The sequence below is a fragment of the Sinomicrobium kalidii genome (genome assembly GCF_021183825.1).
In the GTDB taxonomy this organism is placed as follows: domain Bacteria; phylum Bacteroidota; class Bacteroidia; order Flavobacteriales; family Flavobacteriaceae; genus Sinomicrobium; species Sinomicrobium kalidii.
This window is the reverse complement of record NZ_CP089211.1, coordinates 3,890,554-3,912,647: the sequence shown is the minus strand read 5'-3', so window position 1 is coordinate 3,912,647 and position 22,094 is coordinate 3,890,554. Positions and strand designations below refer to the sequence as shown.

Below are 22,094 nucleotides of genomic sequence, written 5' to 3'. Positions count from 1 at the left end.
TCATTTTAGACAACCTCTTTTATTTTGCACTATTCATGTTTTTACCATATTCAGGTTTCGGGAATGCCCCGGGAACGGTATAACGATCAGAAATTCCTTGCTGATACCACGCCCCCAACCCTGTTATCATCAGTATCATATGGTATACAAATCTTTCCACCTCTTCATTGTAGAAGTCATAATCAGACAAATTCCTATAGAGACGGTCAAATTCCTCGACATATGCATCGTGTATATTCATGGCCTCTGCACAGGCCTCCTCTAATGATATTTTATATTGATGCTGTAGAACAAACACTATATTTAAAAGTTCTGTATCCACCAAAAGCTCTTTTTCCAGGGAAGCAAAATCATTTTGGATAGCCATAATACGGCACATCAACATTTTAAGGCGTTCTATAACCGGGTGTTCGGAAACGTGTCTCGGTACTATATAACCAATAGAAGGCTCTACAGGATCACCGTAAGGGTACATAGATATCGAATATTCCCGGATGAGCAGGAGGTTGTCTAAGGTGGGATATTGTTTGGATAACTTATAAGGTGTTTCTTCCATTATACCATACGTGGTATAGCGGTAAAAATTTTGTGCCCACCGTTCAAACCAGTAGTCTGAAACAAAAGGTTTGAATTCTTCCCTGCTTTTTGCTACCTGCTTTATGAGGCCTATATCGCCCTCTTCAGGGGCTTTGCCCAGCATTACATCCATTATATGGTCTCTGATATGCTCTAATTCATCCACAGGACAAACCTCGTAATAGTCATCATATAATGTTAACCACACCATAAACCGGGCTATAGGGCGAAGCTGTTCCATGGTTTTTGCCGCGGGGAACATATAAGATGCCGCCTGTACCAGGCCATGCCGTTTGTACCTTTCTCTTGTAGGTCCGGACATAAAAGTATAATCGGTATCTATCCATTGGCGTTCTTCACTATAAAGAGATTCGGCAAAGGGACCGATAAAATAGGACCAGGGATATTTTGGTACCGGAGCTTTAAATTCTTTTTGCATCGGGTAGATTTTTAATTACGGTTTGTATTTTCTGCCTGAAAGAGCAGGTGTCCTAAGTTCTAATGTAAGATTTTATCTTCAGAATAACTAATATTTCCACTGAAAATTTCCATGAAACAAAAACACACATATTAAACATAACGTAAAAAAAAGTCGTTTTTAAAGCCTGTTATTGAAACATAAGCGGTTATTTTTCAAAAAAATTATCAATAACAAAAAAATAACTTGTCAAAATGTAACGGTTTCGGTAGATTGCAACCTCAATAATTTAAAACCGATTCTCATGGCATTTGACCCTGCAAATAAGATACAAGACCTGCAATATTTCGGTGAATTCGGCGGAGTAAACCCCTCCGTTTCCGATTCGTCCACTTACACTTTTCTTTCGGCCAAGACCATGTTCGATACTTTTGAAGGCAATACGGAAGGCTGTTACCTGTATTCAAGGCATTCCTCACCTTCCAATCTTTACCTGGGCGAAGCGCTCGCGGCCCTGGAAGGTACGGAAACGGCCAATGTCACCGCCAGCGGTATGGGAGCCATTACCGCCGTTATCCTGCAATGCTGCGATGCGGGGAGCCACATAGTTTCGGGAAGAACGGTTTACGGGGGTTCCTATGCCTTTCTGAAGAATTTCCTGCCCCGGCTGAATATTCAAACCTCCTTTGTGGATATCACTTCAGCCGAAAAAGTGGAAGCGGCCATTACCGAAAAGACCAGAATGCTCTATTGCGAAGCGGTAAGCAACCCCTTGCTGGAAATAGCCGATATCAAGGCATTGGCCGCTATTGCCAAAAAACACAATATTCCGCTGGTTATAGACAATACATTTTCCCCGCTCACCATAGCCCCGGCACAACACGGTGCGGATGTGGTTATCCACAGCCTTACGAAATTCATCAACGGCAGCAGCGACTGTGTGGGCGGTGCGGTTTGCGGCAGCAAGGAGTTCTGCCTGTCCCTGAAAGATGTCAATGACGGCGCAGGGATGCTTTTAGGCAGTACCATGGACAGCCTGAGAGCGGCATCTGTACTTAAAAACCTCAGAACCCTGCACATCCGGATAAAAAAACACAGTGAAAATGCCCTGTTCCTTGCCAGGCAGTTTGAAAAAGACGGTTTTCGCGTCGTTTATCCCGGGCTGGAATCCCATCCCGGACATGAAACCATGAAAAAGCAGATGAACCCCGAATACGGCTTCGGGGGGATGATGACCCTTGATGTGGGATCGCTTGACAAGGCCAATGCCCTGATGGAACGCATGCAACACAGCAATCTGGGCTACCTGGCCGTAAGCCTCGGGTTTTACAAAACGCTTTTCAGCGCCCCCGGGACTTCCACCTCATCGGAAATAGCTCCCGAAGAACAAAAGCAAATGGGCCTTACCGACGGACTTATCCGTTTTTCCATCGGCCTTGACAATGACATCGAACGAACCTATGACATGATGAAAGCATGCATGAAAGCCCTTGGGATATGAATGGATGAGAATGTCAGAAGATTATATGACAAATGCGGAATTTAACGAGCAGATGAGAAACCGTACATTGGAACATGCTGTGCAGGTGTTGGACTTTTGGGAAATGCTTCAAAAAAATGTTGCTACCAAAATAGTTAGCTATCAATCAGCGAAGTCGTCCACTTCGGTTGGAGCAAACTTCAGGGCCTTCTGCCGGGGACGCTCCGCAAGAGAACGTTATGCCAACATCTGCATCGTAGTAGAAAAAGCCGATGAACTCCTGAAAAAATCCGGGACAGGTAACGTTGCTGAATTGCATGAGTTATCTTCCGGAGGTACCGAAATATTGAAAATCGTATCAAAAATAAAGTCCACCTATGAAAAATAATTCTCACCCTCTCACTTTCTAATAAAACTTGTATACATTTCTGCAAAATCGTATTATTACAGCCTCTAAAATCCGGGTAAAGAAAGAAAAAGGCACCTGTTATACCGAAAAGCATGCCCGGGCCGCTACAACTTTTAACGTATATGGAAGACAAAGACAATAAAATTATAGAGAACAAGGAACTGTCTATTTGGGAAGCCCTTATCCCCGTATTTGCACTCATAGGAATGCTGGCATACAACGTTCTTTTTGTTTATAAGGACGATGCCCTTTCCGGGTCTAACCAGTTTATCCTTTTGCTCGGTGCTGCGGTTGCAGCCATAGTAGGGTTTGCCAACAAGGTTTCTTACAGCCGTATGATGGACGAAGTGGCCCAGAACGTGAAATCCACTACAGGGGCCATTTTAATCCTGCTGATGGTGGGCGCGCTTTCGGGGACATGGCTGGTAAGCGGCATTATTCCTTCCATGATCTATTACGGTCTGCAAATACTAAACCCCACGATATTCCTGGCCGCCTGTGTTATTATCTGTGCCATTATTTCCGTGGCCACGGGAAGCAGCTGGACAACCTCGGCTACCGTGGGCATCGCATTGATAGGTATCGGTGAAGCACTGGGCATTTCGCTGGGAATGACGGCAGGTGCCGTACTCTCGGGAGCTTATTTCGGCGATAAAATGTCGCCGCTCAGCGATACTACCAATCTCGCCCCCGCCATGGCAGGTACCGATCTTTTTACACATATCCGTTATATGTCCTTTACAACCGTACCGACCATAACCGTCACTTTAATCGTGTTTATAATCCTCGGATTTACGATAGACACCACGGGAAAACCGGATACGCAAGGTATCCTGGCTGCCATTGATGAAGCTTTCTACATCTCTCCCTGGTTATTTATTGTCCCAGCGCTTGTTATTCTCATGATCATAAGAAAAACACAACCGCTCATAGCCCTGCTTATCGGCACCCTGCTCGGCGGTGCCTTTGCCATTATTTTTCAGCCGGAGATCATCGTCCGTATAGCCGGGGAAGATTCACTTACATTTCATTCCGCTTACAGAGGGGTTATGGATGCCATTACCATAGACACAGCCGTGGAAACTTCAAATCCCGCGCTCAATGAACTGTTCTCTGCCGGGGGCATGGCCGGCATGCTGGGCACCATATGGCTCATTATCTGTGCCATGGTATTCGGCGGCGTTATGGAAGCTATTGGTGCACTGGCCAGAATAACGGACAGTCTTTTAAAATTGTTCCACACTACATTCGGGTTGTTCGCCAGCACGGTGGCCAGTTGCCTTGCACTCAATGCCACGGCATCAGACCAGTATTTGGCGATTGTGGTTCCGGGAAAAATGTTTGCAAAAGCTTATAGGGATAAGGGACTGGCCCCGGAAAACCTGAGCAGGAGCCTGGAAGATTCCGGTACCGTAACTTCCGTTTTGATCCCGTGGAATACCTGTGGGGCCTATCACAGTGGTGTTCTGGGGGTTTCTCCGGCAGCTTATGCCGGATATGCCATATTCAACTGGCTCAGCCCGTTCATGACCCTGTTCTTTGCCGCATTCCGCATCAAGATCAGACAGCTCGCTAAAAAATAACCCGCCAATACCGTCAAAGGACCGGAACAAAAAACAAAACAGGAAAGTCACAAATAAAAAAATAATCTTTTTATCATTTACATATAAAATTCCCAACCTGACAACTTAAAGGTCATTTATCAAACAAATACACAAAAAACACCCTCCTTTTCTAACGTCATTAAGAACCTCTATCAACCCATAAAATATTATAATCTATCGTGATATGTCAGGACGGGATACTATGCTATTTTTGCAGTAGATAAATTTTAACCAATAAAAAATACTATCTATGGCATTAGTAGGTAAAAAGTTCCCAAACATAGCTGTGGACGCTATGAGCGACATGGGTGATACATTCAAGGTGAATGTATTGGAAGAAGCAGTAAAAAACAACAAAAAGGTGATCCTGTTCTGGTATCCGAAAGACTTTACTTTCGTATGTCCTACGGAATTGCACGCTTTCCAGGCGGCTTTACCGGAATTCGAAAAAAGAAACACTGTTGTTATAGGTGCTTCCTGCGATACCGCCGAAGTACACTTTGCATGGCTCAATACTTCCAAGGACAACGGAGGTATAGAAGGTGTTACCTACCCCCTTCTTGCAGACAGCAACCGTAATCTGGCCAACATGTTGCGCATACTCGACCTGCAGTCCGAAGTTTATAACGAAGAGACCGATTCCTATGTATACGAAGGTGACAATGTAACCTACAGGGCTACTTTCCTTATTGACGAAGAAGGTACCGTATTTCACGAAAGTGTAAACCACATGCCCGTAGGACGGAATGTAAATGAATTTTTACGCCTTATTGACGCTTACAGTCATGTACAGAAAAACGGGGAAGTTTGTCCCGCCAACTGGGAAGACGGTAAAGAAGCAATGTCTGCAACCAGAACGGGAGTTGCCGAGTACCTGAGTGCAAACTAAGGATACTAAAGACTTTAAGTTCTGAGTTTTTGGTGTTTGGTTTCCCGATTTCACCGCGTAATTATAAAACCTTATTTTAATAATGTAAAATACCGGTAACGGTGAAATCGGGATACTTTCACCTTCCCTGGCATTTGGAAATTTAATTTAACGGAGAGCATATGATACAGGAATTAGATAAAGACAACTTGTCTGAAATCGTAGGCGGAAACGATACGGTATTTGTTCAATATTCAGCCGGTTGGTGCGGAAATTGCCGGATTATGAAGCCTAAGTTCAAAAAGTTTGCTTCGGAAACCGAAAATGCGGCTTTTGTCGTGGCAGATGCGGAAAAATTCCCCGAATCCAGAAAACTGGCCAGCGTGGACAATCTCCCCACTTTTGCCGCTTTCAGGAACGGACAACTGGTGAACCAGGTGCAGACCAACAAGACCGACGTTTTAAAATCGTTTATCGAAGAAAACAAGTAATTCAGTTGAGCAGATGACCGGCGACGGATGATGGCTGTAACATTTCGGAAAATATCTGTCATCGGCCACCCGTCCGCTGTCAAAAAAAGGAACACATGAAATTACCGATAATCAAACATCTGGCGAACTTCATAGAAGAAAACGACCAGGACTATGTGATCGAAACCATAGAAACCCTGGAAGCGCTCACCGAAGTTCCTTCCCTGAAGGATGAAGAACTGGATGTTATAGGAGAACTGATCTCCAATATGTACGGCGCCGTGGAAGTAGATAAAATGGTGAAGGACGGCATGCCGCGAAAAGAGGCCCTCAACACTTTTATGGGCAGGGTCCTCGGCTCCATTGACAAATAGCGGGCCACCCGGTTGGGAAAAAATTGCTGATCATCCTCTTTCTCTTTTCGGGAAAGGGGATTTTTTCTTTTCAGGCTCCCGGGTTTTTCCTTAAAGTTTGGTTATCTTTACCACTCTCAGACACTCCGGGAAAACCGTTATCTTTCCCGAAAAAATACCTGATAAATCAAAAAAAATTAAAATATGGCAACAGTAACACTAAAAGGAAATGCAATTAACACCGCAGGCGAACTGCCTGGAGTAAATCAAAAAGCACCGGATTTTTCACTGGTAAAAAGCGACCTGTCTTCGGCCTCCCTTCAGGACTTCAAGGGAAAAAAGGTTGTGCTGAACATCTTCCCGAGCGTGGATACCGGCACTTGCGCCGCATCCGTACGAAAATTTAACCGGGAAGCATCTGCCCTGGAAAACACTGCCGTACTGTGTGTTTCCCGCGATCTGCCTTTTGCCCAGGCCCGTTTTTGTGGCGCTGAGGGCCTGGACAATGTTATCACACTGTCCGATTTCCGGGAGCGCAACTTCGGCAAGGATTACGGAGTGGAATTTGTTGACGGTCCGCTCTCCGGGTTGCTTTCCAGGTCTGTCGTGGTTATTGACGAAGACGGCAAGGTAGTCCACGCCCAGCAGGTTTCGGAAACCGTTGACGAACCCGATTATGATGCCGCCCTCACGGCGTTGAAGTAATTCATTTCAAAAAAATAACCGGCAGTTGGCAGTCTCTCCTGGCTGTCAACTGTCTTTTTTCAGCTTTCCAACACTATAAAAATGGGGGTTTTCCTCAAAAACAGGCTAAAAAGTATCCGCTATGCGGCCAGGGGTGCCCTGCTTCTGTTCAGAACGGAAGCCAGTATCAAGGTACAGTTTGTCATAGGCCTTCTCGCTACCGTCGCGGGGTTTTACTTTCATATATCCGCAACGGAGTGGATGGTGCAACTGCTTACCATAGCCCTGGTCATGAGTATTGAGGGTGTAAACACGGCTATCGAAAAAATAGCGGACTTTGTTCACCCGGACCATCATCACAAAATCGGTATTATAAAGGACATCTCCGCGGGGGCCGTCTTTATAGCTGCCGTTATGGCAGTTATTGCGGGATGCATAATCTATATTCCCAAAATATTTTAAAAATATATTTTAATCCCATACGTTTGTAATTTGTATTTTTGCCTTGAACTTGCCGGGGCAAGTGCATTAAACCGAACGTATATAATGGTTAAAAAAAGGAACAGAAAAAAAGCTACCTCGACAAAGCCCAAAACCTCAAGATTTACTTTTTCAAAACAAAACAAGATCATTCTCGGGAGCCTGGGTATGTTGTTGAGCATTGCCTTGTGCATTGCTTTTATCTCTTTCTTCTTTACCTGGCAACAGGACCAGAGCCTGCTTTCCGAATTTGCGGACCGCAATGCCCAGGCCAAAAACTGGCTCAATAAGTTCGGGGCTTCGGTGAGCTATTTTTTCATTTACAAAGGGTTCGGCCTTGCGGCTTTCGTATTCATCTATCTGTTTTTTCTTACCGGACTGCACTGGTTTATAGGGCTGAACAGAAAGAAGGTCGTCAATCACTGGACCTGGGGGATACTGAGCATTATATGGCTGTCTGTTTTTTTCGGTTTCTTTGCTGCAAGGGCTCCCCTGCTCGGAGGTGTCGTGGGCTATGAAATGAACGACTTTCTACAGGATTATACCGGAAAAACAGGAGTTATTCTTTTGCTTCTCTTTGGCCTTATCGTGTTCGCCGTAAAAAAACTGAAAATAACACCGGAAAAGATCGGTACTTATTTCGCCGGGGTACGGGAAGGCGTACGAAGAGACTTTCACAAGGCACAAACAGCATCACCCGACAGGCGGGAAAAGGAGGAACCTGCTATAAAAACAAGCGGAGATACCCGGTCGCCTTTTGAAGAAGCCCTGGAAAAACAGGAAAAAGGGCCTGCCGCATCCAATTACTCCCGTATCGACAAGACCTCCGACGTGGATATCGAAAATTCTTTTGAAGTAAAAATAGCTCCGGAAGAAGATACCCACAGCACTTCTTCCGCAACAGGAAAGCGCAATGTCCCAGAAGGCGGAGATCACGACGACATTAAAATGGAAGTGGAAAAGGTCGAAGAAGAAAAAGAGGAAACCGATATCCTTTCGGACAAACTGGTTCAGGATTTCGGGGAATTCGACCCCAAACTCGAACTGGGCCATTATCAGTTCCCTCCGCTGGACCTGCTCGTTGAGCACGGCGGACAAAGCGGTATAACCATCAACCAGGAAGAACTCGAAGAAAACAAGAACCGGATCGTCGAGACTTTAAAGCAATATAAGATCGATATCTCCCAGATAAAAGCCACTATCGGGCCAACCGTGACCCTTTATGAAATTGTTCCGGCAGCCGGGATACGGATCTCCAAGATCAAAAACCTGGAAGACGATATTGCCCTTTCACTGGCTGCACTTGGCATACGTATCATCGCCCCGATCCCGGGCAGGGGGACTATCGGTATTGAAGTACCCAACAAGAACCCCACCACCGTTTCCATGCGGTCGGTTATTGCTTCCACCCGTTTTCAGAATGCCGAAATGGAACTTCCCGTGGCCCTGGGTAAAAATATCAGTAACGAAACCTTTGTGGTAGACCTGGCCAAAATGCCCCACCTGCTCATGGCCGGTGCAACGGGACAGGGAAAATCCGTAGGGTTAAACGCCATACTGACCTCGCTGTTGTACAAAAAACACCCGGCAGAGGTAAAATTCGTACTGGTCGACCCGAAAAAGGTGGAACTCACCCTCTTCAACAAAATAGAGCGGCATTACCTGGCCAAACTTCCCGATACGGAAGAGGCGATCATTACGGACAATACCAAGGTGATAAACACCCTGAACTCGCTTTGTATCGAGATGGACAACCGTTACGAACTGCTGAAAGATGCCATGGTACGTAACGTCAAGGAATATAACGCCAAGTTCAAGGCGCGGAAGCTGAACCCCAATAACGGGCATAAATTCCTTCCGTATATCGTACTGGTCGTAGATGAATTTGCCGACCTCATCATGACCGCCGGAAAAGAGGTAGAAACCCCCATTGCCAGACTGGCTCAACTTGCCCGTGCCATTGGTATTCACCTTATCATTGCCACACAGCGCCCCTCTGTTAATGTAATTACCGGAATTATCAAGGCCAATTTCCCGGCACGGGTAGCGTTTCGTGTAACCTCCAAGATCGATTCGAGGACCATTCTGGACAACCAGGGTGCCGATCAGCTCATAGGCCGGGGAGATATGCTCTATACACAAGGAAATGACATTGTACGGCTGCAATGTGCCTTTGTAGACACCCCAGAAGTGGCTAAAATAACCGATTTTATAGGCTCCCAGAAGGCCTATCCCGACGCGCACCTGCTCCCCGAATATGTGGGGGAAGAATCTGGCACGGGTATTGATATAGATACCAAAGAACGGGATGCCCTTTTCAGGGAAGCTGCGGAAGTTATTGTAATGGCACAACAGGGATCGGCATCACTCTTGCAGCGAAAGCTGAAACTGGGGTACAACAGGGCCGGAAGGATTATCGACCAACTGGAAGCGGCCGGAATTGTAGGCCCCTTCGAAGGCAGTAAGGCGCGACAGGTACTCATACCCGATACTCTTGCCCTCGAACAGCTGCTGAACAACGAACAAAATGACAATGAGAGCTGACGGCTCAGTAACCAAATACAAACATGAAAACAGTAAATGACATAAGAAAGATTGTTACCGTTATCGCTTTAATGCTCGCAGGACTGGGGTACGCCCAGGATTCCGGAAAGGCGAAAGCATTGCTCGATGAAGTGTATCAGAAGGTGAAAAGCTATGACAACATCTATGTAGATTTCAAATATGCCCTGGAAAACAAAAGTGAGAACATCCACCAGGAAACCCGGGGCGATGTTACCATTCAGGGCGATAAATACCTTTTTAATTATCTCGGCGCCACTAAGATATTTGACGGTAAGAAGGTGGCGACCATAATTCCGGAAAACGAGGAAGTCGTGATCGAAAGCCCGGACACGGAAGAAGACAATACCATTACCCCGTCTAAAATGCTCACGTTTTACCGGAAAGGCTATAAATACAACTGGGATATCCGGCAGAATGTACGTGGCAGGCAAATTCAGTATATCAGGCTTATCCCTATCGACACCAATGCCGAAATGAAGGAGATCCTCTTGGGTATCGATGCACAGACCAAACACATCTATAACCTGATACAAACAGGTAAAAACGGTACCAAGACCACCATCACCGTCAATTCGTTCAAGACCGATCAGCCTTTGTCCGGAAACCTTTTTAAGTTCAATGCCAAGAAATACGAGGACGAAGGATATTATATCATAGAACAATAATTCATCTCAAACGCCTGCTACCGATAATTGCGCCGGAAGCGGGTGTTTGAAATTTATGCCACCTTGAAGATATTAGACCGATATATCCTGTCCCGATTCCTGTTCAACTTTATCAGTTGCTTCTCCATACTGATGATCATTTTTATTTTCCAGGCCATATGGCTGTTTATAGATGACCTCGCCGGAAAAGGACTGGACCTGTGGGTTATCGGAAAATTTCTGCTCTACTACTCCCCCAGCCTTGTCCCTACGGTACTTCCGTTCACCGTACTCCTGGCCTCGCTGATGACTTTCGGAAGTTTCGCCGAAAACTATGAGTTCGCCGCCATGAAATCTTCGGGGATTTCCCTCTACAGGGCCATGCGGAGCCTTATTATATTTATGATAGCGCTGGGAGGATTCACCTTTTATTTTGCAAACAGCGTTATTCCCAGGGCGGAATTCAAGGCCTACAACCTGAAAAAAAACATTGCCAAGGTAAAACCTGCCATGGCCATTTCCGAAGGCATGTTCAACGACATCATGGAAATGAATATCAAGGTGGAAAAAAAACACGGGGAAGACAACCGTCTTCTGGAGAACGTGATCCTCCATAAAAAAAATGCCCGGGGCCAAAACAAAACCGTCATAAAAGCCGAAAAGGGCGAACTTATCAGCAGCGAGAAATCCGATATCCTGAAACTCAAACTGATGGACGGTTATTACTACGAAGACCACACACCTTCCAACCCCCAAAAAATTGAAGATTACCCGCATGCCAAGGCAAAATTCGAGGTGTATACGATGAACGTCGACCTGTCTGAAGTCAATGATGTCAACTTTGAAGATGAAAGTTACAACACCTACAAAATGTACAATGTAAGCGAACTGGATTACCTTATCGATTCCATAGCACTGAACAACAGCAATACCGTACGCAACTTCAGTGATAATATTTATAAACGCACAGGTATAACTACCCTGAACCGCAACCGCAAACCGAAAACAAAAAGCGATACGGTCAATGCCGGCAGGGAACAAACGCAAAAACAATCCGCCCCCCCTCAAAAAGTACAGGCTGCCATCCTGGACCTGGTAGACGAAAGGAAAAAGGAACAGGTAGTGGACATCGCCATAAGCAATATCACCAATATAGTCAACACCATAGACAGCAAGAAAAAAGAACTGCAAAGAAAAGATATGGTACTCAACTACTATATCATGGCCATGCACAGCAAGTATGCACTGGCTTTTGCCTGTGTTATTCTCTTCTTTGTAGGTGCACCCCTCGGGGCCATTATACGTAAGGGAGGATTAGGGCTTCCCATGGTTGTTGGTATCGGCCTGTTCCTTACCTATCACTTTCTGGGCATGTTTGCCAGGAATTATGCCAAGGATGCCAGTATTCCGCCTATTCTCGGCTCATGGTTATCCACCATTGTGATGCTCCCCCTGGGGATATTTCTGACCCGAAGGGCCACTGCAGACAAGGGTGTTTTTGACCTGGACAGTATTACCGACCCTATCCGGAAGCTCTTTGAACGGTTTAAAAAGGATAAATAAGAAATTCCGCCTGCATATTTGCTATTGAAAAGCACTGTTACTCCCGCCTGCAACCCGTAAAAATTAGGTATCTTTGTAACCTGAAATCCGCAACGATGAATACCACAATGGAAGAAATAAAACTGAACACCATAGAAGAGGCTATCGCCGATATACGCAACGGAAAAATAATAATCGTGGTTGACGATGAAGACAGGGAAAATGAAGGAGATTTTGTAGCTGCAGCCGAAATGGTCTCTCCCGAGATGATCAATTTCATGGCCACGCACGGCAGGGGACTTATATGTGCGCCACTTACAGAAAAAAGGTGTAAGGAACTCGGACTCAACGCCATGGTAAACAATAATACGGACCCTATGGAAACCGCCTTTACCGTGTCTGTTGATCTCAGAGGCAACGGGGTGACTACGGGAATTTCGGCGGCAGACCGGGCCAAGACCGTAGAAGCACTTATCAATCCGGACATCAAACCTTTTGAACTGGCCAGACCGGGACATATATTTCCGTTGATCGCCAAGGAAGGTGGTGTCCTGCGAAGGACCGGACACACCGAAGCTGCCATAGATTTTGCCCGCCTTGCCGGACTGGAACCGGCAGGGGTGATCGTAGAAGTCATGAATGAAGACGGCACCATGGCAAGACTGCCACAACTGGCCGAGATTGCAAAGAAGCTCGACCTCAAACTGGTATCGATAGAAGACCTTATCGCCTATCGCATGCAGCACGACAGCCTCATTGAGAAAAAAGAGGATTTTGATGTAGAGACCCGTTTCGGCAATTTCCGTTTACGGGCCTACGTACAGACTACAAACAACCAGGTACACCTGGCGCTGACCAAAGGGACATGGAAACTTGGTGATCCCGTACTTACCCGTATCAATTCCACCCTGGTGAACAATGATATCCTGGGAACACTGACCAACAACCTCGACAAAAAACTGGACAATATGTTCCGGGTGATCAATGAGGAAGGTCGCGGCGCCATTGTGTTTATCAATCAGCAAAACCAGTCGCTCAACCTGCTCAAACGCCTGGGCCGTTTAAAAGAATTACAAAAAGAGGGAATCGTAAAAGCACCGAAAGTTGTCCTGGACAAAAAGGACTTTGGTATCGGTGCCCAGATACTTCACGACCTGGACATTTCGAAAATACGGCTCGTATCCAATTCGGAACAAACAAAACGCGTTGGTATTATCGGTTACGGACTGGAAATCGTGGAATATGTAAATTACTAAAAAAAGCCGGGCAAATCCCGGCTTTTTTTGTTCTTCCGTTTTATACGGTTTATTTTATGGCACCTCTTATGGCTCCGGTCATCCTCTCCGCCCTATCATTCACTTCTTCATCCGTCCAGCCCAGTTTTATAAGCACAGAGATCGTCCTGCCCATAACAGCATCGGAAACAGAAAAATCCCGGTTTTGGTAGTCCGGCATTCCCGTGCTGATCTCCTGCGGCAGTTTGCCCGGGGATTTCAGTTCTTTCAAATGCTGCCACTGCCTTACATAGTGCCAGTTGTTATCGTACCAGTAAAAACAGCCGTCCACACCTGCTTCTCCCAAAGCCTTATGTGCCTTGCGGGCACTACTTTCGTCAGGAAGAAAGAAGCTCAGGAATGAATAATTTTCTTCAGCCCCTTCGGGAACGCGCCTGAATGTTATTCCGGGAACCGTATTCAAAGCTTCACGTAAAATGGTATAATTCCTTTTCTGTATCCCCAGGAATTCATCCAACCGGGACAACTGTGCCAACCCTACTGCGGCATGCAGTTCGGATATACGAAAATTATAGCCGAGGAACGGATGTTGCTCGGCGCCCCTGTCTTTCCCTACGTGATCGTGCCCGTGGTCGGAATAGTGATCAGCATTTTGGGCATATTGGTCATTGTTTGTGATAACGGCACCACCTTCACCACAGGTAATGGTCTTTACGTAATCAAAGGAAAAACAGCCCAGGTCGCCATAGCTTCCCAGGGGTTTGCCCTCATAGGTAGCTCCGATAGCCTGACAGGCATCTTCCAGGAGCAACAAACCGTGTTTATCACAAATCGCCTTTAATTCCTTCAACTGTGCCGAAGAACCGCACATGTGGACGGGCATCACCACTTTTGTACGGGCAGTAACGGCCTTTTCCACCGCAACCGGGTCCAGCGTAAGCGTATCGTCTATATCTACAAGTACGGGAACAGCTCCTACCGCCATCACCGATTCAAAACTGGCCACAAATGTAAAAGCAGGCATAATCACCTCGTCACCTGCACCAACTCCTGCACTGGAAAGGGCTACGCTGAGCGCGGCCGTTCCGCTGCTCACCAGCTGGGCGTGTTTGGTCTGCATTTTTTGGCATAGTGCCGCTTCCAGTTCCCTGGCTTTCCAATGTCCCTTGCGCATACCTTCAAAGCCATAGCGCATAAGGACACCGTTGTCCACTACATCGTTCAGATGTTTTCGTTCCGTATCTCCGAAAAGTTCAAATCCGGGCATTTATTTAATTGTTTAGTTAATGAGTTACTGAGTTGTTGTATCCAGGGGTTGGAGCCACAAGCAATTATTTGATTTCTATTACGCTTTCGCTGATGTCCTTTCTCACCTTCTCCATCGCAGAAAATTCATCATCTTCCGCGCGATAGCCCACGGGCATTATCAGTACCGATTTCAACCCTTCCTGACCGAGTTGAAGTACTTTGTCGAATTTCTTAGGGAGAAAGCCTTCCATGGGGCAAGCGTCTATTTCTTCGATAGCACACACCGTAAGCAGGTTCCCCAAAGCCAGGTATGCCTGGTTTTTGGCCCATGCCTCTATTTCTTCACTGGTCTTTTTGTTGAAGTCGGCAATGAGAAAATCCCGGTAGGGTTTCAGGGTTTCTTCCGATGTATTGCGTACGGCCTTTACCTTGTCAAAATAACTATGGATAAATTCTTCGTCTATCACCGTTTCTATACAAAAAATCAGCAGATGTGAAGCATCCGTTATCTGTTGCTGACCGAATGCATGGGGCAGCAGCTCTTCTTTTTTATCCTGGTCGCTCAATATCACAAGTTTTACAGGCTGTAACCCGAAGGAAAGTGCCGTAAGATTAAATGCTTCCTTGAGCATCTCAATCTGGGCATCCTGTAATTTCCGCGTAGCATCAAATTTTTTGGTGGCATAGCGCCATCGTAGCTGTTCTATTATATCCATCTTATAATATTTTGGGTAAAACTGAGGTCCAGTAAGATAAACTTATCCGCGTCCCTACAAGGGCCCCCATTCGGATAAACTATAACAAATGTAAGAATAATGGGCCAGGAAATAGTATTTTTGAACTTCAAATTAACAACAATATAATATTATGAACAACCATATTGAGGAGCGCATCAAAAAGTCGGAGACCCATATATTCAAGGCCGTTTTCCCCAACACTACCAACCACTACGACACCCTTTTCGGCGGGACGGCCCTGCAGCTTATGGACGAGGCTTCATTTATATGTGCCACCCGGTTCAGCAGGAAAAAAGTGGTTACCGTATCTACAGATAAAATAGATTTCACCAAACCCATTCCCCAGGGCACCCTCGTGGAACTCATTGCACACGTAACCAAAGTGGGCAGGACGAGTTGTGTGGTTCAGGTAGATATTTTTATGGAAAATATGTATGAAGATGTCCGGGAAAAAGCCGTTACCGGTATTTTTACTTTCGTAGCGGTAGACGATCATAAAAACCCCACCCCCATCATGGACTGATAAAACACGCCGGAAGCCCTGATATTCCCGTAACATAAACGATGATGCCCAACCCGGTGACAGGCTTGTAAAAAGCGAAAAAAATGTTTTGTCAGAACAAAAAAAGCTTTCTATATTTGCATCCGCTCAGGAGGAATGGCAGAGCGGTCGAATGCGGCGGTCTTGAAAACCGTTGAGGGTAACACCTCCGGGGGTTCGAATCCCTCTTCCTCCGCAGATTTCAAACGCAATTATCTTTAAATAAGGTGATTGCGTTTTTGTTTTTTCTGGTTTTGCGAACAAATTGTGTGCTCACAAAAAAAGGGATCAAAACCGTGCAAATTCAACAAAATCAGGTTCCATTACCACAATTTCCGCATACGACAAGTCGGATGATGAAACCTCGTTAAGCCTGTTTGAAAAACATTTGATCCTTATATTTGTATCCTTATATCATATATAAAACATCATGAATATTTTAGTTTACGGTATTGGAGGTGTCGGCGGTTATTTTGGTGGTAAACTGGCTACCACAGCACATCACACCACTTTTATTGCACGCGGGAAGCACCTGGAAGCCATCCGGAAAAACGGGCTCAAAGTAAACAGCTTCCAGGGAGATTTTCTGGTCCGCCCCGATATTGCTACGGACCGACCGGATGAAACCCCTTCCCCGCACCTCATCCTATTGGGGGTTAAAAGCTGGCAACTGACCGAAACTGCCAAAACACTATCTCCTTATCTCAATAGTGAAACCATTGTTTTACCGCTTCAAAACGGTGCCGATAATCCCGATAAGATAAAAAAGCACATCCCGGAACATCAAATTTTAGCCGGATTTTGTAACGTGATTAGTTTTATCGAATCTCCCGGAATCATTCGTCATGCTGCGTTCGACCCTATCCTGAGCTTCGGAGAGTTAAACAACCGGAAATCCGCACGTGCTTTGCGCATCAAGGATGTTTTTGAAGAAGCCGGAATAAACAGTCGAATCCCGGAGGACATCCATCGTGAGATATGGAGAAAATTCATGTTTATTACTACCATCAGCGGTTTGGGAGGTCTTACCAGGGTACCTGTCGGAACTATGCGGAAAAGCCCTTATCTATATCAAATGATGCGCGATACAGCCAATGAGATCCTCAAACTGGCACAGGCCAAACAAATAAACCTGACACAGGCCGACGTAGAGAAAGTGTTCGAGATCATTGACGGGCAGGACCCCGAAAGCACTGCATCGACACAACGTGATATTATGTCCGGTAAACCTTCAGAACTGGAAAATTTTAATGGTTACGTTGTCAAAGAGGCCGGAAAGTTCGACATTCCTGTTCCGGTCAATGAGATGATCTACCAATGTTTGCTCCCCATGGAAAAAAAGGCCGGGAATCATACATAGCATTATAAAAATCCCTGTCGGGTACATGCACCTGACACATTCATAATTGAAATAACTCAAAAACCCGTTGAAAATCAACGGGTTTATTTTTAGGAAAAAGTATAAAATCAGGACTATTCTTCCCAGGCAATATCGAGGTAAATGGTGATGTATCCGTCAGCATCTTCCATACCGGAAGAAACAGTAACCGTTTTAGGGCTTACCGCCATCCATCCGCCTTGTCCCTGAAACGCACCGAATTCATAAGTACCTTCGGGCAGGTTATGTATAAAAGCAGGTAATTGCAGAAAACCGTTTACCCGGTTCGGATACGAATAATAATACGTACCCGTTTCAATGTTCTTTGCGTAAAATCCGCCCAGATCATAACTTCCCGAAAGTGTCGGGGTACCTGAAGTGGTGACCAGCCCCAAACGTATGTTATATGTTTGTACGGGATTTACCTGGTCATCCGCAGTTTTTTTCGTTACAGCATTGCCATAGCCGGCAAAAGATACGGTGAAGACCATAACAGCGAGCAAGAATAAGTTTTTCATGTGTGTTAAATTTGAAGTTTTACTTGTAGGTTAAATTGTTATTACTTGCAAGTTATACCTTTCGTTTGAATTTATCAGGCTGTCAGCATTACTAAATAGTTAATAACACTTTTTTCCTATACTTTTTGCCTGTAAATAATGCTATCAGACAGTCCGGGAAAAGACTTCTTATTATATTCAGAATTTATTTTTAACATAATTTTAACATTTATTATGAAACCGGCATCCTGTTTTATTACGTAAGCCTCGCACATCTAAAAATATGGAATTATGGAAACAACACCTGCTAAAGTAAATTTACAGGAAGCTAAAAATGAGAACACCAATTCCAGGAGGCAATTCCTGAAAATAGGTGGACTGGCTGTTGTAGGCACCAGTCTTTTATTATCCTGTAATAACGATGACGACGGTTTTACAGATCCCGATGAAATTTTTGACCTCGGGAGCGGTGACCTCGGAATCCTGAACTATGCCTATGCCCTTGAACAACTTGAAGCCGCATTTTATACCAGGGTGATGGACGGTTCTTACTGGATGAATGCCAGCGCTGAAGAAAAACTCGTGCTGGAAGATCTCTATAAGCACGAGGTTATTCACCGCGAATTCTTCAAAGCTGCCATTACCGCTGCCGTAAACGGGGACACAAACAAGGTGTTGCCCGAACTTGAATTTGACTTTACTTCAGTCGATTTCAATAACAGAGATTCGGTCCTGGCCACGGCGAGGGTGCTTGAAGACACCGGGGTAGCCGCCTACAATGGGGCCGGGACCTTTCTTCAAACCCCGGATTATCTCGTTATAGCCGGTAAAATAGTATCTGTGGAAGCAAGACATGCCGCAGCCATAAGGTCACTTTATATGGACGATGCCAAAGCCTTTGCCGGTGATGATATCATTGATGTCAATGGTCTGGATCTTGCCAAACCGCCTTCTGAAATTCTGGATGCCGTGGGGCAAACCGGGTTTATAAAAACCGAGTTTACTGCCAACCGGTTACCGAAAGAATAATCCTTTACAGTTAACTTAAAAATCAAATTATGGAAATCATAAAATTTCTGGAAGCATTTACTTCCGAAAATCTCCTTGCTAAAACTTCTTCAAGAAGAGAGGCGTTCAGCACGTTCGGTGTTCTCGGTAAAAAAGCGGCAATGGCTGCCATTCCATTCGGGCTGGCAACTTCCTCCTCAAAAACTTTTGCCTTTCAGGATCAGAACGCCGCTATTGGTGCACTTCAACTTGCATTGACCCTGGAATACCTCGAAGCCGAATTTTACCTCAAAGCACTGGATTCCGGTGTGTTGCCCGGAGGAAGCAGAGCCGAAGCAATCTATGAACAAATTTCAAAACATGAATCGGCGCATGTCGATTTCCTGATCGCCGGACTTGGTGATGAAGCCGTGGAATCCCCTACATTCGACTTTACCTCAGGAGGGATGTTTGACCCCTTTAACGAAAACGGAACAGGACAGGAAGTAGCCTATGCACAACTGCTTGCTCTTGCACAAGCTTTTGAAGACACCGGTGTAAGGGCCTATAAAGGACAAGCCGCAAATCTTATGGGTACTGCTTTCCTTACACCTGCCCTTCAAATCCATTCAGTAGAAGCACGGCATGCCTCCGAAATCAGGAGGTTACGAGCCCGTATTATGGAGACTGACCTGGATCAGGACGCCCTGGGGTGGATAACATTAAACAACCGGGGCCCCGGAATGCCCGAAGCAACACAGGATGTCTATGACGGTGAAGAGAACGTTTCACAAGGAGGGGTTAATCTTGTTACGGCCACCGGATTTGACGATGTGGCAGTATCCCAGTCCTATGACGAACCCATGAGCGGGAATACCGCTTCTGCAATTGCAGGCTTGTTCATTGCCTCCTGATTGCTTTGTCATATAATTAAAACAGGAGAAATGGTCTGAAAACAAACCTTCAGACCGTTTCTTTTCAATATACCGCCGCAAATCTCCCGGTTAATCCTTAAATTTAAACCACATCTTTTTACTCTATGCAGCAGGATCAATTAATTGTACAGCTTCAAAGCGGAAATGAAAAAGCTTTTGAACGCATTTATCAGCTTTATTCCAGAAGCCTGTACGGCATCGTTTTCAGTATAATCAGGAACGAAGCAATCTCCGAAGAGATTCTCCAGGATGTTTTCTTAAAAATATGGCATGAAGCCCCCGCTTACGATCCTGAAAAAGGGCGTTTTTTTACCTGGATACTCAATATTGCAAGGAATGCAGCTATCGACAGGTTGAGATCCAGGGAATACAAAAACAGCAAATTAAACATGAAAAGCGATTATTTCTCAGATATACTTGAGTCTGAAAATAATGTTTCGGGTAAATTGGATGCTATCGGATTGCAAAAATATATCGATATCCTGGGCCCCATGTGTAAAAAACTGATCGATTTACTTTTTTTCAAGGGATTCACACAAAAAGAAAGTGCCAAAAAATTGCAAATCCCCCTGGGTACTGTAAAGACAAGGAACAGAATTTGCATCAATAAACTTCGCGCTAACGTAATAAAATAATGAATACGGAAGAATATATATCCTCAGGCATTCTGGAACTATACGTTTACGGCGTACTATCTGATGCCGAAAATAAGGAGATCACAGATTATCTCAGGCAATATCCGGAGATCAGGACCGAAGTGGAAGAAATCGAAAAAGCCCTGATCGATCTTTCCGGTGCCATCGCCCCTGAAAACCCGGAACATTTGCTGCAGTCCATAAAAGAAAAGCTATCAAAAAGAACAGATGTGATGCCGCTATCTAAAAAACGGACACATTGGTTTGTGTATGCCGGCTGGGCGGCGAGTGTATTGCTTCTGATCGGTTTGTTTTTCCTTTTTGATAAAAACAGGGCATTAAAAGAAACCCTGGACGATGTCAGAAACCGGAACATTCAACTCGAAATACAGATCACGGAAGCCAGGAACAATGCCGAAAAAACACAAAAACTCCTGGATGTTCTTAGAAACAGAAATATCCTGAAAGTACCTTTGCAGGGCCAGCAAGCCGCTCCGGACGCTTATGCCGCTGTATATTGGGACAAAGAAAAAAATATTACCTATATCGATGCCAAGGGGCTTCCGGCCCCTCCTGAAGGGATGGTCTATCAGATATGGTCTTTGAAAATGCAACCTCTGACCCCAACCAGTATCGGACTACTGGATGCGTATGACACAGACGAAAACAAGATATTTAAACTGGAAAACACCAATGTTTCCGAAGGCTTCGGAATTACCCTGGAGCCTGAAGGCGGAAGTAAAACACCTACTCTGGAAAGACTTTACACCCTGGGAGTTGTACAATCCTGAGCCCGGAAATAAAATTGTCCCGAGCTGAGCAATCAACTATCTCGGGGCAAGCCCGTAAGGTATTTAACGAACAAACCTCAACGCAGAGCATCGGGGAATTAACCCCACCTGGTGGAATTAAATATTTCAAACACAAAATAGAGCGTAAAAATCAGTCAGCCTGCTATATGACGTAGTTTCAATATGTAGGAGACGATCATTACACCTCCTGCAAAAAGGGCCAGACTTTTCAGGATGATCATTTTTTTATCCATGCCCAACCATTTGTGTAAAACTGTAGTAATAAAAAGGAGTAGAAACGGTATAGTAGCGGGGTAAAGTTCAAAACTCAGGGCAAAGTCTCCCCGGAAAAGTGCCAGAAGGGAGCGTTGAAAACCGCATCCGGGGCAATCCATGCCCGTAAGCCACTTTACAGGGCAGGGCAGTAAATGTTGATGTAACCAGTTCCTGAGATCCGAATGCATTGTTTAGTCCTGAAATAAAACCCGGAACCTGTCGGAGGTTCCGGGATTGAAATATAATAAAAACCTCTTTGGGATTATTGTACCCCGGGATTGGCTTCTGCTGCCGAAGGTCCCTGGTATTCCGCATCCCCGAATCCGAGCATGGGATAAAAAACAAAAGGAAGCAATACAAGCCCTACCGTATAACCTTCACCTTTACCAAAACTCTTACTCAACAGGTTGGTCAGCCAAACCAGAGCCACATAGTTTACACAAGGTACAAGCAACAATACGATCCACCACATGGGTTTCCCCACGATCTCGATCAGTACAATGATATTATATATCGGGATGATTGCCGCCCATCCCGGTTTTCCGGCTTTTTCAAATGTTTTCCACATACCGGCAATAGTAGCAGCAAATATTGCCAGGTAAATAATAATGGATACCAGCCCGATGCCGGCCCCGATTTGTTCGTTTGCGTTCATTTAATTTTTGTTTATGATTTTGGTTACTCGATTTATAATTCACGCTTTACCGTGATTGCGGCACAAAAGTAGAAAAAACATCCAGT

General features: G+C 45.3%; 24 protein-coding genes and 1 tRNA gene. 19 read left to right on the top strand and 6 right to left on the bottom strand.

Annotation, left to right across the window (positions count from 1 at the left end):
* Positions 1 to 19 precede the first annotated feature (19 nt).
* Positions 20 to 1,015 (bottom strand): terpene synthase family protein, encoded by a 996-nt coding sequence (locus tag LS482_RS15880; protein WP_233028493.1) that lies wholly within the window; start codon positions 1,013 to 1,015, stop codon positions 20 to 22.
* A gap of 283 nt (positions 1,016 to 1,298) precedes the next feature.
* Between LS482_RS15880 and LS482_RS15875 the strand changes: the two genes are divergently transcribed.
* The 12 genes from LS482_RS15875 (at position 1,299) to ribB (ending at position 13,349) form a co-directional block, all read left to right on the top strand.
* A complete protein-coding gene (locus tag LS482_RS15875; protein ID WP_233028492.1) occupies positions 1,299 to 2,495 on the top strand; it encodes an aminotransferase class I/II-fold pyridoxal phosphate-dependent enzyme in 1,197 nt (398 codons plus the stop codon).
* Between the two features lie 10 nt (positions 2,496 to 2,505).
* Positions 2,506 to 2,862: a hypothetical protein gene (locus tag LS482_RS15870; protein ID WP_233028491.1), complete on the top strand. Its 357-nt coding sequence runs from the start codon at positions 2,506 to 2,508 to the stop codon at positions 2,860 to 2,862.
* 143 nt (positions 2,863 to 3,005) lie between these two features.
* A complete protein-coding gene (gene nhaC / locus LS482_RS15865) occupies positions 3,006 to 4,466 on the top strand; it encodes a Na+/H+ antiporter NhaC (protein ID WP_233028490.1) in 1,461 nt (486 codons plus the stop codon).
* A 271-nt stretch (positions 4,467 to 4,737) separates the two neighbouring features.
* The gene (locus tag LS482_RS15860; protein ID WP_233028489.1) at positions 4,738 to 5,376 is read left to right on the top strand and encodes a peroxiredoxin; all 639 of its coding nucleotides are present in this window, start codon (positions 4,738 to 4,740) and stop codon (positions 5,374 to 5,376) included.
* A 161-nt stretch (positions 5,377 to 5,537) separates the two neighbouring features.
* A complete protein-coding gene (locus LS482_RS15855; RefSeq protein WP_233028488.1) occupies positions 5,538 to 5,846 on the top strand; it encodes a thioredoxin family protein in 309 nt (102 codons plus the stop codon).
* A gap of 95 nt (positions 5,847 to 5,941) precedes the next feature.
* Positions 5,942 to 6,199, top strand: a complete 258-nt coding sequence (locus tag LS482_RS15850) for a DUF6952 family protein (protein ID WP_233028487.1) — start codon at positions 5,942 to 5,944, stop codon at positions 6,197 to 6,199.
* Between the two features lie 183 nt (positions 6,200 to 6,382).
* A complete protein-coding gene (gene tpx / locus LS482_RS15845) occupies positions 6,383 to 6,883 on the top strand; it encodes a thiol peroxidase (protein ID WP_233028486.1) in 501 nt (166 codons plus the stop codon).
* A gap of 81 nt (positions 6,884 to 6,964) precedes the next feature.
* Positions 6,965 to 7,324 carry a diacylglycerol kinase gene (locus tag LS482_RS15840; protein ID WP_233028485.1) on the top strand — a complete coding sequence of 120 codons (360 nt, stop codon included), beginning with the start codon at positions 6,965 to 6,967 and terminating at the stop codon, positions 7,322 to 7,324.
* Positions 7,325 to 7,408: 84 nt separating this feature from the next.
* Positions 7,409 to 9,886: a DNA translocase FtsK gene (locus LS482_RS15835; RefSeq protein WP_233028484.1), complete on the top strand. Its 2,478-nt coding sequence runs from the start codon at positions 7,409 to 7,411 to the stop codon at positions 9,884 to 9,886.
* Positions 9,887 to 9,927: 41 nt separating this feature from the next.
* Positions 9,928 to 10,572, top strand: a complete 645-nt coding sequence (gene lolA1, locus LS482_RS15830) for an outer membrane lipoprotein periplasmic chaperone LolA1 (protein WP_496560027.1) — start codon at positions 9,928 to 9,930, stop codon at positions 10,570 to 10,572.
* A gap of 63 nt (positions 10,573 to 10,635) precedes the next feature.
* Positions 10,636 to 12,114, top strand: a complete 1,479-nt coding sequence (locus LS482_RS15825) for an LptF/LptG family permease (protein ID WP_233028482.1) — start codon at positions 10,636 to 10,638, stop codon at positions 12,112 to 12,114.
* A 95-nt stretch (positions 12,115 to 12,209) separates the two neighbouring features.
* Entirely contained in the window at positions 12,210 to 13,349 is a 1,140-nt protein-coding gene (gene ribB, locus LS482_RS15820; protein WP_233028481.1) for a 3,4-dihydroxy-2-butanone-4-phosphate synthase, read from the top strand.
* A 49-nt stretch (positions 13,350 to 13,398) separates the two neighbouring features.
* On the opposite strand, the gene LS482_RS15815 is transcribed toward ribB, so the two are convergent.
* Entirely contained in the window at positions 13,399 to 14,595 is a 1,197-nt protein-coding gene (locus tag LS482_RS15815; RefSeq protein ID WP_233028480.1) for a DegT/DnrJ/EryC1/StrS family aminotransferase, read from the bottom strand.
* 64 nt (positions 14,596 to 14,659) lie between these two features.
* Positions 14,660 to 15,292: an NAD(P)H-dependent oxidoreductase gene (locus LS482_RS15810; protein WP_233028479.1), complete on the bottom strand. Its 633-nt coding sequence runs from the start codon at positions 15,290 to 15,292 to the stop codon at positions 14,660 to 14,662.
* Positions 15,293 to 15,443: 151 nt separating this feature from the next.
* On the opposite strand from LS482_RS15810, the gene LS482_RS15805 reads away from it, so the two are divergent.
* The 3 genes from LS482_RS15805 to LS482_RS15795 all read left to right on the top strand — a co-directional run bounded on the left by LS482_RS15805 (position 15,444) and on the right by LS482_RS15795 (position 17,214).
* Complete coding sequence (locus tag LS482_RS15805; protein WP_233028478.1) at positions 15,444 to 15,836, top strand: acyl-CoA thioesterase; 393 nt, start codon at positions 15,444 to 15,446, stop codon at positions 15,834 to 15,836.
* A gap of 129 nt (positions 15,837 to 15,965) precedes the next feature.
* Positions 15,966 to 16,050, top strand: a tRNA-Ser gene (locus tag LS482_RS15800).
* A 234-nt stretch (positions 16,051 to 16,284) separates the two neighbouring features.
* Complete coding sequence (locus tag LS482_RS15795) at positions 16,285 to 17,214, top strand: ketopantoate reductase family protein (RefSeq protein ID WP_233028477.1); 930 nt, start codon at positions 16,285 to 16,287, stop codon at positions 17,212 to 17,214.
* Positions 17,215 to 17,327: 113 nt separating this feature from the next.
* Here LS482_RS15795 and LS482_RS15790 read toward each other — a convergent pair whose 3' ends face one another.
* A complete protein-coding gene (locus LS482_RS15790) occupies positions 17,328 to 17,750 on the bottom strand; it encodes a hypothetical protein (RefSeq protein ID WP_233028476.1) in 423 nt (140 codons plus the stop codon).
* Positions 17,751 to 18,020: 270 nt separating this feature from the next.
* On the opposite strand from LS482_RS15790, the gene LS482_RS15785 reads away from it, so the two are divergent.
* The 4 genes from LS482_RS15785 (at position 18,021) to LS482_RS15770 (ending at position 21,077) form a co-directional block, all read left to right on the top strand.
* The gene (locus LS482_RS15785) at positions 18,021 to 18,758 is read left to right on the top strand and encodes a ferritin-like domain-containing protein (protein ID WP_233028475.1); all 738 of its coding nucleotides are present in this window, start codon (positions 18,021 to 18,023) and stop codon (positions 18,756 to 18,758) included.
* 29 nt (positions 18,759 to 18,787) lie between these two features.
* A complete protein-coding gene (locus LS482_RS15780) occupies positions 18,788 to 19,630 on the top strand; it encodes a ferritin-like domain-containing protein (RefSeq protein WP_233028474.1) in 843 nt (280 codons plus the stop codon).
* Between the two features lie 125 nt (positions 19,631 to 19,755).
* Positions 19,756 to 20,286, top strand: a complete 531-nt coding sequence (locus LS482_RS15775; RefSeq protein ID WP_233028473.1) for an RNA polymerase sigma factor — start codon at positions 19,756 to 19,758, stop codon at positions 20,284 to 20,286.
* Positions 20,286 to 21,077, top strand: a complete 792-nt coding sequence (locus LS482_RS15770; protein ID WP_233028472.1) for an anti-sigma factor — start codon at positions 20,286 to 20,288, stop codon at positions 21,075 to 21,077. Before LS482_RS15775 ends, LS482_RS15770 begins: the two co-directional genes overlap by 1 nt.
* Positions 21,078 to 21,232: 155 nt before the next feature.
* Here LS482_RS15770 and LS482_RS15765 read toward each other — a convergent pair whose 3' ends face one another.
* Positions 21,233 to 21,541, bottom strand: a complete 309-nt coding sequence (locus LS482_RS15765) for a DUF2752 domain-containing protein (protein WP_233028471.1) — start codon at positions 21,539 to 21,541, stop codon at positions 21,233 to 21,235.
* Positions 21,542 to 21,615: 74 nt separating this feature from the next.
* On the bottom strand, positions 21,616 to 22,008 hold the full coding sequence (locus LS482_RS15760; protein ID WP_233028470.1) for a DUF5684 domain-containing protein: 393 nt from the start codon (positions 22,006 to 22,008) through the stop codon (positions 21,616 to 21,618).
* Positions 22,009 to 22,094 lie beyond the last annotated feature (86 nt).

Coding starts and splice junctions, on each gene's coding strand:
- LS482_RS15880 (WP_233028493.1), bottom strand. CDS start 1,015: ATGCAAAAAGAATTTAAAGCTCCGGTACCAAAATATCCCTGGTCCTAT.
- LS482_RS15875 (WP_233028492.1), top strand. CDS start 1,299: ATGGCATTTGACCCTGCAAATAAGATACAAGACCTGCAATATTTCGGT.
- LS482_RS15870 (WP_233028491.1), top strand. CDS start 2,506: ATGTCAGAAGATTATATGACAAATGCGGAATTTAACGAGCAGATGAGA.
- nhaC (WP_233028490.1), top strand. CDS start 3,006: ATGGAAGACAAAGACAATAAAATTATAGAGAACAAGGAACTGTCTATT.
- LS482_RS15860 (WP_233028489.1), top strand. CDS start 4,738: ATGGCATTAGTAGGTAAAAAGTTCCCAAACATAGCTGTGGACGCTATG.
- LS482_RS15855 (WP_233028488.1), top strand. CDS start 5,538: ATGATACAGGAATTAGATAAAGACAACTTGTCTGAAATCGTAGGCGGA.
- LS482_RS15850 (WP_233028487.1), top strand. CDS start 5,942: ATGAAATTACCGATAATCAAACATCTGGCGAACTTCATAGAAGAAAAC.
- tpx (WP_233028486.1), top strand. CDS start 6,383: ATGGCAACAGTAACACTAAAAGGAAATGCAATTAACACCGCAGGCGAA.
- LS482_RS15840 (WP_233028485.1), top strand. CDS start 6,965: ATGGGGGTTTTCCTCAAAAACAGGCTAAAAAGTATCCGCTATGCGGCC.
- LS482_RS15835 (WP_233028484.1), top strand. CDS start 7,409: ATGGTTAAAAAAAGGAACAGAAAAAAAGCTACCTCGACAAAGCCCAAA.
- ribB (WP_233028481.1), top strand. CDS start 12,210: ATGAATACCACAATGGAAGAAATAAAACTGAACACCATAGAAGAGGCT.
- LS482_RS15815 (WP_233028480.1), bottom strand. CDS start 14,595: ATGCCCGGATTTGAACTTTTCGGAGATACGGAACGAAAACATCTGAAC.
- LS482_RS15810 (WP_233028479.1), bottom strand. CDS start 15,292: ATGGATATAATAGAACAGCTACGATGGCGCTATGCCACCAAAAAATTT.
- LS482_RS15805 (WP_233028478.1), top strand. CDS start 15,444: ATGAACAACCATATTGAGGAGCGCATCAAAAAGTCGGAGACCCATATA.
- LS482_RS15795 (WP_233028477.1), top strand. CDS start 16,285: ATGAATATTTTAGTTTACGGTATTGGAGGTGTCGGCGGTTATTTTGGT.
- LS482_RS15790 (WP_233028476.1), bottom strand. CDS start 17,750: ATGAAAAACTTATTCTTGCTCGCTGTTATGGTCTTCACCGTATCTTTT.
- LS482_RS15785 (WP_233028475.1), top strand. CDS start 18,021: ATGGAAACAACACCTGCTAAAGTAAATTTACAGGAAGCTAAAAATGAG.
- LS482_RS15780 (WP_233028474.1), top strand. CDS start 18,788: ATGGAAATCATAAAATTTCTGGAAGCATTTACTTCCGAAAATCTCCTT.
- LS482_RS15775 (WP_233028473.1), top strand. CDS start 19,756: ATGCAGCAGGATCAATTAATTGTACAGCTTCAAAGCGGAAATGAAAAA.
- LS482_RS15770 (WP_233028472.1), top strand. CDS start 20,286: ATGAATACGGAAGAATATATATCCTCAGGCATTCTGGAACTATACGTT.
- LS482_RS15765 (WP_233028471.1), bottom strand. CDS start 21,541: ATGCATTCGGATCTCAGGAACTGGTTACATCAACATTTACTGCCCTGC.
- LS482_RS15760 (WP_233028470.1), bottom strand. CDS start 22,008: ATGAACGCAAACGAACAAATCGGGGCCGGCATCGGGCTGGTATCCATT.